The sequence below is a fragment of the Promicromonospora sp. NPDC110617 genome (genome assembly GCF_055598465.1).
Window position 1 is genome coordinate 1508372 of sequence record NZ_JBVKBM010000002.1, and the last position, 12471, is coordinate 1520842.

General features: G+C 71.3%; 13 protein-coding genes. 4 read left to right on the top strand and 9 right to left on the bottom strand.

What is annotated here, in order from left to right; all coding sequences use genetic code 11:
* Positions 1–80: 80 nt before the first annotated feature.
* Both ACZ7LE_RS17515 and ACZ7LE_RS17520 read right to left on the bottom strand, forming a co-directional pair.
* Positions 81–743 (bottom strand): response regulator, encoded by a 663-nt coding sequence (locus ACZ7LE_RS17515; RefSeq protein ID WP_470404502.1) that lies wholly within the window; start codon positions 741–743, stop codon positions 81–83.
* A complete protein-coding gene (locus ACZ7LE_RS17520) occupies positions 740–2236 on the bottom strand; it encodes a sensor histidine kinase (protein WP_470404503.1) in 1497 nt (498 codons plus the stop codon). The genes ACZ7LE_RS17515 and ACZ7LE_RS17520 overlap by 4 nt, the downstream gene beginning before the upstream one ends.
* Before the next feature lie 108 nt (positions 2237–2344).
* On the opposite strand from ACZ7LE_RS17520, the gene ACZ7LE_RS17525 reads away from it, so the two are divergent.
* Entirely contained in the window at positions 2345–3190 is an 846-nt protein-coding gene (locus ACZ7LE_RS17525) for a GAP family protein (RefSeq protein ID WP_470404504.1), read from the top strand.
* A 19-nt stretch (positions 3191–3209) separates the two neighbouring features.
* On the opposite strand, the gene ACZ7LE_RS17530 is transcribed toward ACZ7LE_RS17525, so the two are convergent.
* The 5 genes from ACZ7LE_RS17530 to ACZ7LE_RS17550 form a co-directional block, all read right to left on the bottom strand.
* Positions 3210–4340 carry a branched-chain amino acid aminotransferase gene (locus ACZ7LE_RS17530; protein ID WP_470404505.1) on the bottom strand — a complete coding sequence of 377 codons (1131 nt, stop codon included), beginning with the start codon at positions 4338–4340 and terminating at the stop codon, positions 3210–3212.
* A 157-nt stretch (positions 4341–4497) separates the two neighbouring features.
* A complete protein-coding gene (locus ACZ7LE_RS17535; RefSeq protein WP_470404506.1) occupies positions 4498–5556 on the bottom strand; it encodes a 3-isopropylmalate dehydrogenase in 1059 nt (352 codons plus the stop codon).
* A gap of 74 nt (positions 5557–5630) precedes the next feature.
* On the bottom strand, positions 5631–6161 hold the full coding sequence (locus ACZ7LE_RS17540; protein ID WP_470404507.1) for a pyridoxamine 5'-phosphate oxidase family protein: 531 nt from the start codon (positions 6159–6161) through the stop codon (positions 5631–5633).
* Between the two features lie 79 nt (positions 6162–6240).
* Complete coding sequence (locus ACZ7LE_RS17545; protein ID WP_470404508.1) at positions 6241–6639, bottom strand: VOC family protein; 399 nt, start codon at positions 6637–6639, stop codon at positions 6241–6243.
* Positions 6640–6743: 104 nt separating this feature from the next.
* Positions 6744–7334: an ASCH domain-containing protein gene (locus ACZ7LE_RS17550; protein WP_470404509.1), complete on the bottom strand. Its 591-nt coding sequence runs from the start codon at positions 7332–7334 to the stop codon at positions 6744–6746.
* Positions 7335–7552: 218 nt separating this feature from the next.
* Here ACZ7LE_RS17550 and ACZ7LE_RS17555 point away from each other — a divergent pair, with 218 nt between their 5' ends.
* The 3 genes from ACZ7LE_RS17555 (at position 7553) to ACZ7LE_RS17565 (ending at position 10687) form a co-directional block, all read left to right on the top strand.
* Positions 7553–8788 carry a quaternary amine ABC transporter ATP-binding protein gene (locus ACZ7LE_RS17555; protein ID WP_470404510.1) on the top strand — a complete coding sequence of 412 codons (1236 nt, stop codon included), beginning with the start codon at positions 7553–7555 and terminating at the stop codon, positions 8786–8788.
* Entirely contained in the window at positions 8781–9701 is a 921-nt protein-coding gene (locus ACZ7LE_RS17560; RefSeq protein WP_470404511.1) for an ABC transporter permease, read from the top strand. Before ACZ7LE_RS17555 ends, ACZ7LE_RS17560 begins: the two co-directional genes overlap by 8 nt.
* Before the next feature lie 92 nt (positions 9702–9793).
* A complete protein-coding gene (locus ACZ7LE_RS17565; protein ID WP_470404512.1) occupies positions 9794–10687 on the top strand; it encodes a glycine betaine ABC transporter substrate-binding protein in 894 nt (297 codons plus the stop codon).
* A gap of 164 nt (positions 10688–10851) precedes the next feature.
* Here ACZ7LE_RS17565 and ilvC read toward each other — a convergent pair whose 3' ends face one another.
* Positions 10852–11880, bottom strand: coding sequence for a ketol-acid reductoisomerase (gene ilvC, locus ACZ7LE_RS17570; protein WP_470404513.1), 1029 nt, complete (start codon positions 11878–11880; stop codon positions 10852–10854).
* Between the two features lie 49 nt (positions 11881–11929).
* The gene (gene ilvN / locus ACZ7LE_RS17575; RefSeq protein WP_020013644.1) at positions 11930–12454 is read right to left on the bottom strand and encodes an acetolactate synthase small subunit; all 525 of its coding nucleotides are present in this window, start codon (positions 12452–12454) and stop codon (positions 11930–11932) included.
* Positions 12455–12471 lie beyond the last annotated feature (17 nt).

Genomic DNA, 12471 nt, shown 5'->3' on the forward strand with positions numbered 1-12471 from the left:
TCCGTGCGTTGAGTGCTGGGTAGTCGTCGGGCTCGGCAGGCCTGGCCCGACGACTACCCAGCACTCAGCAACGGGGTGGGTCAGGCCAGGCCGGCGTCGCGGGCCGCGATCGCCGCCTGGACGCGGGACGTCACGCCGAGCTTGGCGAGCACGCGCGACACGTGGGTCTTGGCGGTGGCCTCGCTGATGGTCAGCTCTGCGGCGAGCTCCGCGTTCGACAGCCCGGAGCCCAGCCCCGCCAGCACGTCGCGCTCCCGCGGCGTCAGGTCGGCGGGCAGGGCCGCCGCCCCGTTCCGGTGGCCGACGCCGCTGCGGTCACCGGAGCGGGGTGCGGACAGCTCCGCGATGAGCCGCCGGGTCACCTCCGGCGCCACCACGCCGTCGCCGGCGGCGACGTGCCGGACCGCGTCCACCAGCGCGGACGCCTCCGCGGTCTTCAGCAGGAAGCCGGCCGCCCCGGCGCGCAGCGCGCCGAACACGTACTCGTCGAGGTCGAAGGTCGTGAGCACGAGCACCTCGGACAGCCCTTCGTCCACGATCTGGCGGGTCGCGGTCACGCCGTCGGTTCCGGGCATGCGGACGTCCATCAGCACCACATCGGGGCGCAGAGCGCGGGCATTCGTCACGGCCACGGCGCCGTCGCCTGCCTCGCCGACCACCTCGATGTCGCCGGCCGTGGCGAGCAGCATGCGCAGACCCGCACGGATCGCCGCGTGGTCGTCGGCGAGCAGGACGCGGATCATGCGGTGACGCCCGGCGCCGGACTCGGCGGCGCCGGACTCCGCACGGAGACCGTGCCCGCGCCGGCCCGGTCGGGCAGAGGCAGGACGGCGCGGACCAGCCACCCAGCCGGCGTCGGCTCGGACCGAAGCTGAGCCGACGGCACCTCGGCGTCCCCCGGACCCGCCCAGAACGATCCGCCGAGGGACTCGACGCGCTCCCGCATCGAGACCAGCCCGATGCCGGTGCCCTCGCCGACGTCCGCCCGGGGACCGGCCGCCCGGGCGTGCGCCGCCCCCACGTCGTGCACCTCGATCTCGAGCGGCCCGTCGGCGACGAAGCTCAGGTCGGCTCGTGTGCCGCCGTGCTTGTGGACGTTCGTCAGGGCCTCCCGGACCACCCGGTACACCGCGTGGTCCACCGCGGCGGGCAGGGGCGTCGCGCCCGTCAGGACGCCGTCCGGGTCGGACACGGCCAGGTCCAGACCGGCGAGCCGCGCCTGCTCGATCACCGGGGCGAGCTGGGCGGCACGCGACGCCGCAACGAGGTCGGCGCCGCGCCCTGTGCCGCCGTTCTCGCGGGCGGCGCGCCGGCCGGCGCCGTCCTGCTCGGCGCTGTCCTGCCCGGTGGGGCCGTGCTCTGCACCGTCCGGCCCGGCACCGTCCGGCCCGGCACCACCCGGCCGCACCCCGCCGGGCTCGGTGTCGGTCCGCAGCACGCGGATCATCGCCTGCATGTCCTGCAACGAGGCCAGGCTCTCCGCGCGGATGCTGCGCAGCGCGGCCCGGTCCCGCTCGGGCTCGGCGGCGCCCGCGAGCGCCCCGCCGGAGGTGATGGCGATGGCGGAGAGGTGCGAGGCGACGACGTCGTGCAGGTCGCGGGCGACGGTCGCGCGCTCGGCGCGGACGGCGTCGTGCCGCGCCGACTCGGCGAGGCGGAGCAGCGCGGCTCCGCGTTCGCGTTCGAGCCGTTCCCGTTCGCGCGCGGCGGCGGTGAGCTCCCGGCCCTGCCGCACGTTCGTGCCCCACCACATGGGCATGACCAGGAGGGTGAGGGCCTGGAGCCCGACGAGGACTGTGGCCCTGAGCTGCCCGGTGACGACGGCGATGGCAACCATCAGGGCCGTGGTGAGGAGCGCGACCCCGACGATGCTGACCCGCCGCGCGACCCGGCTGCCGTGCAGGTGGACGGCGTACAGCGCCTCCCAGAGGACGACGATGAGGCCGACGCTGCCGCCGAGCACGACGTCGAGGACGAACGCGACGGTGGCGACGCCGAGCACCGCCAGCGGGCGGACCCGGCGCCAGATCAGCGCGGTGCACCCGACGGCGGCAGGGATCGCGAACCACCAGGACGGCACGTCCGGCAGGCCGCTCCAGGACGTCCGGATCAGGCCGAGCGCGTCGAGCGCGAGCGCAGTCACGAGGATCCCGGCCGCCGTGATCATGTCGCCGCGCCGGTCCTCGGCCGTGACGACCTTGACGACGGGGGCGATCAGCTCGGACAGGCGGGACATGCGTCCATCTCAGCACGATGCCGAGCGCGACGGGTCATCCGAAGGATGTATCGGCTCTCGGCGGTTCGGCGGATGTGCTCGTGCGCGGCACGCACCAGGCTGGTCGACATGGACCTCATCTCCGGCGAGCTCACGGGTGCCGCGCTGATCGGCGCGCTGGCCGTGCTCGCGCTCATCGACTCGACGAGCTTCGGCACCCTGCTCATCCCCGTGTGGCTGCTCATGGCGCCCGGCCGGGTGCGGCTGGGCCGGATGGTCGTCTACCTCGGGTCGATCGCCGGGTTCTACGCCCTGGTCGGTCTGGCCATCCTCCTGGGAGCGGGAGCGCTGAGCGACACCCTGTCCTCCCTGTCCGGCGCGCGTCCGTTCCTGATCGCACAGCTCCTGGTCGGCATCGGCCTGTTCGCGTGGAGCTTCAAGCTGGAGCCGAGCAAGAAGGACAAACAAGCCGCGTCCGAGAACGCGTCGGAGGTCGGCGCACCGGCGGGGTCGGGCGGCGCCACGGCGGCGAGGTCGGCCACGGGCTCGACAACAGTCGACGACCACGGGGCGCCCGACAGCCCCACGGCACGCCCAGGACGGCTGAACCGCTGGCGCGAGCGGGTCCTGAGCAGCGAGACCGGCAGCGGACGGGCGCTCGCGGCACTCGCCGTCGGCGCGGGACTGGTGGAGGTGGCCTCGATGCTGCCCTACCTGGCGGCGCTCGGCCTGATCGGCACGCAGGGCCCGGACTGGCCGGCGTCGGGGCTGTGGGTCCTGGGGTACTGCCTGGTGATGATCACACCCGCGCTGGTGCTCACGGCGGCGCGCCTGTTCGCCGCGCGGCTCGTGGAGCGTCCGCTGCGTCGGCTCGACGGCTGGCTCACCAGGAACGCCGCGAGCACCACCGCGTGGGTGGTCGGCATCGTGGGGTTCCTGGTGGCCAGGGACGCGATCGGCCGCCTCTGGGGCTGACCGACCGCGTCGACGGCGGTCAGGCCAGCCGGCGCATCCAGCCGTGCCGGTCCTCGGCGCGGCCGTACTGGATGTCGGTGAGCTCCTGACGGATCGACATGGTGAGCTCGCCCGGCTCGCCCCCGTTGACCTCGTGGTCGAACGTCGAACCCGCGAGGCGCCCCACGGGCGTGACGACGGCCGCGGTGCCGCAGGCGAAGAACTCCTTGACCGCACCGGACTCGAGCCCGGCCACGACCTCGGTGAGCGGGATACGTCGCTCCACCACGTCGTGGCCGCGGTCAGCCGCGAGCTGGAGCACCGAGCCGCGCGTGATCCCCTCGAGGATCGAGCCGAGCTCGGGGGTGTGCAGCGTGCCGTCGTCCATCACGAGGAAGACGTTCATGCCGCCGAGCTCTTCGAGGTAGGTGTTGGTGGCGGCGTCCAGGAAGCACACCTGGTCGAAGCCCTCCTTCTGCGCCTCGAGCTGGGGCAGCAGGCTGGCGGCGTAGTTGCCGCCGAACTTCGCGTCGCCGGTGCCTCCGGGCGGCCCGGCCCGGTGGTACTCCTGGGACACGTAGATCGACACGGGCCGCACGCCGCCCGCGAAGTACGGGCCCACGGGCGAGGCGATCACCAGGTACTCGACCTCGAGCGACGGGCGCACCCCGAGGAACGCCTCCGACGCGTACATGAAGGGCCGCAGGTAGAGGGACGAGTCCTCGCCGCCGGGCACCCAGTCGATGTCGGTGCGGACCAGCGCGGCCAGCGAGCCGATGAAGTCGTCCACGCTCAGGGCGGGCAGGGCGAGGCGGTGCGCGGAGCGGGCGAAGCGCGCGGCGTTCTGGTCGGGGCGGAACGTCCAGACCGATCCGTCGGCGTGCTTGTAGGCCTTGAGGCCCTCGAAGATCTCCTGCGCGTAGTGCAGCACCGCCGTGGCGGGGTCGAGCTGGAGCGGGCCGTACTGCTCGATCCGCCGGTCCTTCCAGCCGTCGGCGCTGCTCCACGAGATGCGCGCCATGTGGTCGGAGAACTTGGTCCCGAACTTCGGGGCGCGGAGCGCCTCGGTGCGCTCGTCGTCCGGCGTCGGCGCGTCGGTGGGCCGCACGTCGAAGAGCGCCACCAGGTCTTCGAGCCTGGTCGGGAGGATGGGGTCCGTCGTAGTTGTCATGTCGATGCCTTTCACCGGAATGCTGCTGTCAGTCTTCCACGCCCGGCAAGGCGGCGGAGCGATCCGAGCCGGACGTCTGCCCGGACGGCTCCCGACATACGAGAGCGGCGCCCGGGGATCGGTCTGCGAGACCCGGGCGCCGCCTTCGTGAAGCGTGCTACCCGATCACGCGGGCCGCGATGTCGCGGCCTACCTGGTCGGTCGTGCGTACTACGTCGCCGCGCGACGCGAGGTCGGCGGCCACGGCGTCCTGGACGCGCGCGGACTCGGCCGCGAAACCCAGGTGGTCGAGCAGCAGGGCGACGGACAGGATCGTCGCGGTGGGGTCGGCCTTGCCCTGGCCGGCGATGTCCGGCGCGGAGCCGTGCACCGGCTCGAACATCGACGGCGCGGTGCGGTCCGGGTTGATGTTGGCCGAGGCGGCCAGCCCGATACCGCCCGAGATCGCGGCGGCCTGGTCGGTGAGGATGTCGCCGAAGAGGTTGTCCGTGACGATCACGTCGAACCGGCTCGGGTTCGTCGTGAGGTAGATGGTCGCGGCGTCCACGTGCGCGTAGTCGGTGGTGACGTCGGGGAACTCGGCGTTCACGGCCTCGACCGTGCGGCGCCACAGGTGGCCGGCGTGCACCAGCACGTTGTGCTTGTGCACCAGCGTGAGGTGCTTGCGCGGGCGGGCTGCGGCGCGCGCGAACGCGTCCCGGACCACGCGCTCGACGCCGAACGCGGTGTTCACGCTGACCTCGGTGGCGATCTCGGCGGGCGTGCCGACGCGCAGCGCGCCGCCGTTGCCGACGTACGGGCCCTCGGTGCCCTCGCGGACCACGACGAAGTCGATCTCGCCCGGGTCGGCGAGCGGGCTGGAGACGCCCTCGTAGAGCTTGGTCGGGCGCAGGTTCACGTAGTGGTCCAGCGCGAAGCGGAGCTTGAGCAGCAGCCCGCGCTCCAGCACGCCGCTCGGGACCGACGGGTCACCGATCGCGCCCAGCAGGATCGCGTCCTGCCCCTTGATCCGCTCGAGGTCCTCGTCGGTGAGGGTCTCGCCCGTCGCGTGCCAGCGCCGCGCACCGAGGTCGAACTCGGTGGTGGAAAGCTTGGTACCCGACGGCGCCAGTGCCGCCTCGAGGACGGAGAGACCTTGCTCCACGACCTCGGTACCGATGCCGTCACCCGCGACCACCGCGAGGTTGATGCCGTCTGTCGTACCCACCTGTGCCATGTCCGGAGCCTACGCGTGCGACCACCGGGCTGAGACGCGGGTCTCACCCAATGGACGACGTGTTGGAAGTTCGTTCAGTCGAACGTCCAGGTCGTCGCCCCGCCCTGCTCGCGGACGTAGAGCGCGGTCGCCCGGGTGGGCGTCACGCGGTACACGTGCCACGGGGCCGGCCCCGCCGACGGCGCGCTGTAGGGGGCGGTGAGCGCCGCGCCCGACGCGTCCGGCTCGCACGGCCAGCCGCCGTCGTTGAGCTGCCGGGAGACCCGCGCCACGGTGTCGGCGTCCGTGACCAGCTCGGCCGTGCCGTCGACCACGGTGTCGTAGTCGGTGGTGGCCACCGCGATGGTGCACCGCGGCTCGCGCTCCAGGTTGCGGGCCTTGAGCGCAGAGCGGCCGGACACCACCCAGAACGCGTCGTCGAACCAGATGGCGCCGATGCCGGTGACGTGCGGGCTGCCGTCCGCGTTGACGGTGGTGAGCCAGTGCGAGTGCCGGTCCGGCCCGCCCGTGCCCGGCGCCTGCGTGAGCCCGACCAGGTCGGCCGCGACCGGCGCCCAGTCCAAGGTCGGGAGGTCGTAGAGTTCCGCGAGATTCTTGGCTTTCACACCTGAAGTCTTCATACCTCGGTGGACGACCTACCGGACGGGAACTCATCGGCCGGCTCCCGGCTCCGACGTGCCCCGGCTACTGGTCCCGGGCCGACAGCACGCAGAACTCGTTGCCGTCCGGGTCCGCCAGGACGGTCCAGGTCGCGTCGGCCGGCTGCCCGACGTCGATCACCGTCGCACCCAGCTCGACCAGCCGCGCGATCTCGGCGTCCCGGTCGTCGGTCGTGTGCGGCGCGAAGTCCCAGTGCAGGCGGTTCTTGCTGGTCTTCGGGTGCTCGACCGGGACGAACACCATGCCCGGCGGCACCTGGTGGAAGTCGAGCTTGTCGGACAGCTCGAGCGCCCACGGCGGCACGACGACCGACTCCGAGTCGAGCTCGAAGATGACCTCCCAGCCCAGGGCCTCGGCCCACCAGCGGGCCAGCTTCTTGTGGTCCGTGGACTCCACCACGGTCGAGTACCAGCGCAGCGCCATCGCCTTCACCTCTCGTCAGGACGTGTGCCCACACCGTAGGACGAGCCACCGACACTCCGGCGACGAGCTGCGCCGCTACCGCCCCGCTCAGGACCCGGCGTCGCTCAGGGCTTCGGGTACAGCAGCTCGAACCGCTCGCACACGATCGGCATGTCCGTCGCGAACTCGCGCCCCTCGCCCAGGGTCCGGCGGAAGTACGCCTCGTGCCCCGCCCGCCACGACTCCAGCGTGCGGTCGTCCTCGCCCTCCGCGGCCGCGAAGTCGTCGTCGACCTCGTCGAACGTGGTGGTCTCCACGCTCGTGGTGCGGATCAGCGCGCGCGGGTGGCGCTCGCCGTCCAGCAGGATGGACAGCTCGCCGACGACGGGGAGCGGCACGCCCTCGTCGTCGTAGTCCCACAGGGCCGACGACGTCGCCGTCTTGTCCCCCGCCAGGACCGCCGCGAGAAGCGTCTGCGCCAGCTCCGGCTCGTCGCCGAACGACCACGCCTGCGGCGGCACGGTCTCGCTCACCGTGTGGCCGACGACGATGCTCGCCTTGGCCATGCCCGCGTACTGCCGGGTGGCCGCCCAGAAGTCGAGGACCTCGGCGGCGAGCTCCTCGTCCTCCACGGGCACCGACTCGGGGTCGAAGGTCGAGGGGTCGAAGGTCGGCTCGTCGTCGTCCGAGGCCTGCGGGTTCACGTCGTGGGTCACGGGAACATCCTGCCCTAACGGCAGGTGCCCGACGAGGCCCCGCCGGCACATGACGAAAACTGAACGATCCGATAACGAACCCTTACCCAGTTTGCATACATGCGACCGCTCATGGTCGGGTGAATGGCGGTTCGCGTCCTTGCGACGTGTTTTTCCCAAGTTTCCCCACCAAGAGAAGGGGCTTTGTGCCAGCAATCGAGGCAAACCATCTGTACAAGGTGTTCGGTCGTAAGGGCCGCGAGGGCGTCAGGCGTCTCGAGGCCGGGGCGGACACCGACGAGCTGAGACGAACGGGCCTGACGCCGGCGGTCATCGACGCGTCGTTCACCGTCGAGGAGGGCGAGATCTTCGTCGTCATGGGCCTGTCCGGGTCCGGCAAGTCGACGCTGATCCGCATGATCAACGGGCTCCACCCGCCGACCGCCGGGCACGTGAAGCTCTACGGCGAGAACATCACCGCCGCGACCGGCAAGGACCTGCGCCGCCTGCGGCGCGAGCGGATCAGCATGGTGTTCCAGCACTTCGCGCTGTTCCCGCACCGCACGGTCGTCGACAACGCCGCCTACGGCCTCGAGACGCAGGGGGTCGGCAAGGAGGAGCGCCGCGCCCGCGCCCACGAGGCCCTGGAGCTGTGCGGGCTGACCGGCTGGGACGATCACCTGCCCAGCGAGCTGTCCGGCGGCATGCAGCAGCGGGTCGGCCTGGCCCGCGCGCTCGCCGCGGACACCGACATCCTGCTCATGGACGAGGCGTTCAGCGCGCTCGACCCCCTGATCCGGCGCGACATGCAGGACCAGCTCATCGAGCTGCAGCAGAAGCTCGGCAAGACCATCCTCTTCATCACCCACGACCTCAACGAGGCCATGCGCATCGGCGACCGGATCGCCATGATGCGCAACGGGCGGATCGTCCAGGTCGGGACCGCCGAGGAGATCCTCACCGACCCGGCCAACGACTACGTCGCGCAGTTCGTCGCGGACGTCGACCGCACCCGCGTGCTGACGGCGTCGTCCGTCATGGAGCCGCCGGCCGCCGTCCTCGGCGCGGAGCAGGGGCCACGCGCCGCGCACAAGCTGATGCGCGAGCACCAGATCCCCGCGATGTTCGTCACCGGACGGGACCGCACCCTGAAGGGCTACGTCACCGAGGACGAGGTCGGCCGACACCTGGAGCAGAAGGACCTCACCGGTCTCCTGCGGCCCGTCCCGGACGTCGCCGCCGTCTCCCCTGACACCTCGCTCGCCGACCTGTTCGGCCCGGCGGCCGAGACCCCGGCCATCGCCGTGGTCGACGACGGCGGGCGGCTCGTCGGCGTCGTCCCGCGCATCACGCTGCTCTCGGCGCTCGCCGCGCACGCGGAGACCGACGTCGCGGGCGCGCCCGCGCCGGCCGACCACGAGACCGCCGACGAGACCAACAAGGACGACCAGACCAAGGAGGCCGCCCGTGCCTGAGAGCGCCGCCCCCCTGACGATCGTGCCGTCCATCCCGGTCGGCACCTGGCTGGAGACCGGGTTCACCTGGTTCAAGCAGACCTTCGACGCGCTCTTCGACGTGATCGGTGACCTGATCACCGGAGCAATCAACGGGATCGCCGACCCCCTCCTGGCCCTGGACCCGCTCGTCCTTGCGATCATCCTGGCGCTGCTCGGCTGGCTCCTGCGCAACTGGAAGCTCGGCGTCGGGACCCTGGTGGGCCTGGTCCTGATCATCGGGATGGACATGTGGGAGCCCGCGGTCGAGACCCTCGCCCTCGTGGTGGTGGCCACCGTCGTCGCGCTGGTCCTCGGCATCCCGCTGGGCATCCTCGCGGCCCGCTCGCCCGTCGTGAGCCGCATCGCGAAACCCGTCATGGACTTCATGCAGACCATGCCCGGCATGGTGTGGCTGCTGCCCGTGCTCAAGCTGTTCAGCATCGGCGTGGCCGGCGCTCTGGTCGCCACGGTCATCTTCGCCCTGCCCCCGGCCGTCCGGCTCACGGAGCTCGGCATCCGCCAGGTCGACGGCGAGGTCGTCGAGGCCGGGCAGGCCTTCGGCGCCGGACCGCGGCAGATCCTCAAGGACATCCAGCTGCCGCTGGCCCTGCCGACCGTCATGGCCGGTGTCAACCAGGTGATCATGCTGGCCCTGTCGATGGCCGTCATCGCAGGCCTGGTCGGCGGCGGCGGCCTCGGCAACGAGGTGGTCGGCGCGATCTCGACCCTCAACCTCGCCCGTGGCTTCGACGCCGGCATCTCCGTGGTGATCCTGGCGATCTTCCTGGACCGCCTGACGGCGTCGATCGGCTCCCGCCGTCCGGGTCACGGCCGCCTGCGCGAGCTGCGCGACCGGTTCACGCGGACCCCGGCGACCAGCACCGCGGCCTGACCTGCCCCCCAGCGAAGTACCCGGCGATACCCCTAGACGTACCCCTCACCCATACATAACGAACCCCAGTGATACGAAACGGAAGGACACCGATGATCGGCACGACCGGCAAGCGGATCGGAGCGGCCGCAGTGGCCCTCGGCCTGGGCCTCAGCCTCACGGCATGCGGCTCGAGCGAGGACAGCGGCAGCAGCGACCAGACCATCACCCTCGGCATCATCCCGTCGTGGACGGACGGTCTGAGCACCGCCTACCTGTGGAAGAACGTCCTCGAGGAGGACGGGTACACGGTCGAGATCACGGAGATCAACGACGCAGCACCGCTGTACACCGGACTGGCCGAAGGCGACATCGACGTCTTCCCGTCCGCGTGGCCCGAGGTCACGCACGCCGCCTACATGGACGAGTACGGCGACGACCTGGAAGACCTCGGCACCTACTACGACGGCGCCAAGCTGACCATCGCCGTCCCCGAGTACTCCGAGCTCCAGTCGATCGAGGACCTCGTGGGCAAGAGCGCCGACTACGACGGCAAGATCGTCGGCATCGAGGCGGGCGCGGGCCTGACGAAGGCCACGCAGGAGCAGGTCATCCCGCAGTACGGCCTGGACGAGGACGGCTGGGAGCTGCAGACGTCGTCGACGCCGGCCATGCTGAACGCCCTCGACGAGGCCGTCCAGGCGCAGGAGGACATCGTCGTCACGCTGTGGCGCCCCTTCTGGGCCAACAACACCTTCCCGGTGCGCGACCTCGAGGACCCCCAGGGCGCGCTCGGCGAGGCGGAGGGCCTGCACGAGATCGCGACCCTCGGCTTCGCGGAGGAGTTCCCCGAGGTCGCCGAGATGATGGGCAAGGCCAAGCTGGACGACGAGCAGTACGGCAGCCTGGAGGACCTCGTCGTCAACGAGCACGAGGGCGACCCGGCCGCCGGCGTCGAGGCCTGGCTCGCGGACAACCAGGACTGGGTCGACTCGCTCAAGAGCTGACGCCTGAGCGCGGATGGTCGGTAGTCCGTCAGGTAGTCGGTACCTCGGGTTGCCGACTACCTGACGGACTGCCGACCGCGCTTCCCGTAACACCGGGCTTCCCGTGACAGAGCAGCGCCCCACTCCCGTACGGGGAGTGGGGCGCTGGTCCGTCAGGAGTCGCGTCAGCGAGCGGCAGAGCCCTCGACGTAGTCCGAGTCCGCCGGCTTGATCCACGAGAACATCTTGCGCAGCTCGCGGCCGGTCGCCTCGATCGGGTGCTGCTCGCCCTTGGCGCGCAGCTCCTTGAACTCGGGGGCGCCCGCGTCCTGGTCGGCGATGAAGCGGGCGGCGAAGGTGCCGTCCTGGATGTCGGAGAGCACGGCCTTCATGTTCTCCTTGACGCGCGGGTCGATGACGCGCGGGCCGGAGACGTAGTCGCCGTACTCGGCGGTGTCCGAGACGGACCAGCGCTGCTTGGCGATGCCGCCCTCGATCATGAGGTCGACGATCAGCTTCAGCTCGTGCAGCACCTCGAAGTACGCGACCTCCGGCTGGTAGCCGGCCTCGGTCAGCGTCTCGAAGCCGTACTGGACGAGCTGCGAGGCGCCGCCGCACAGCACGGCCTGCTCGCCGAACAGGTCGGTCTCGGTCTCCTCGGTGAACGTCGTCTTGATACCGCCGGCGCGCAGGCCGCCGATGCCCTTGGCGTACGAGAGGGCCAGGCCCCAGGCGGAGCCGGACGCGTCCTGCTCCACGGCCACGATGACGGGCACGCCGCGGCCGTCGGCGAACTCGCGGCGCACGATGTGGCCCGGGCCCTTGGGGGCGACCATGAGCACGTCGTGGCCGGCCTCGGGCTTGATGTAGCCGTAACGGATGTTGAAGCCGTGCCCGAAGACGAGCGCGGCGCCCTCCTTGAGGTTCGGCGCGATGTCCTCGGCGTACAGGTGCCGCTGCACCTGGTCGGGGGCGAGGATCACGACCACGTCGGCGTCGCGCACGGCGTCCGGCACGGTCGCGACGGCGAGGCCCTCGTTCTCGGCCTTGGCCCGGGAGGCGGAGCCCTCGCGCAGGCCGACGGTCACCTGCACCCCGGAGTCACGCAGGTTCAGGGCGTGCGCGTGGCCCTGGCTGCCGTAGCCGACCACAGCAACCTTCTTCTGCTGGATGATCGACAGGTCAGCGTCGTCGTCGTAGAACAGCTCAGCCACGGTTCTTGCTCCTCAGTTGGGTAAATCGGTGTGAAAGAAGATCTGGTGGTCACGCAGATCGCACCGCGCGCTCGAACGCGCGGTCGGTGATGGACCGGGCGCCCCGGCCGATGGCCAGTGTGCCGGACTTGACGATCTCACGGACGCCGTACGGTTCCAGCGCCGCGAGGAGCGAGTCGAGCTTCGCCGCCGGTCCGGTGGCCTCGATGACCACGGAGTCCGGCACGACGTCGACCACGCGCGCCCGGAACATCTCGACGACTTCCAGCACCCCGGTTCGGGTGGCGGCGTCGGCCCGCACCTTGACGAGCAGCAGCTCGCGGTGCACTGACGACTCGGGTTCGAGCTCGACGATCTTGATCACGTGGATGAGCTTGTTGAGCTGCTTCGTGACCTGTTCCAGGGGGTGTTCCTCGACGTCGACCACCACGGTGATGCGCGAGATCTCCTCGTGCTCCGTGGGGCCGACGGCCAGGGAGTGGATGTTGAACGCGCGACGGGCGAACAGGCCGGCGACGCGCGTGAGTACGCCGGGCTTGTTCTCCACGAGCACGGACAGTGTGTGCCTCGACATGGGGTCAGTCCTCTGCT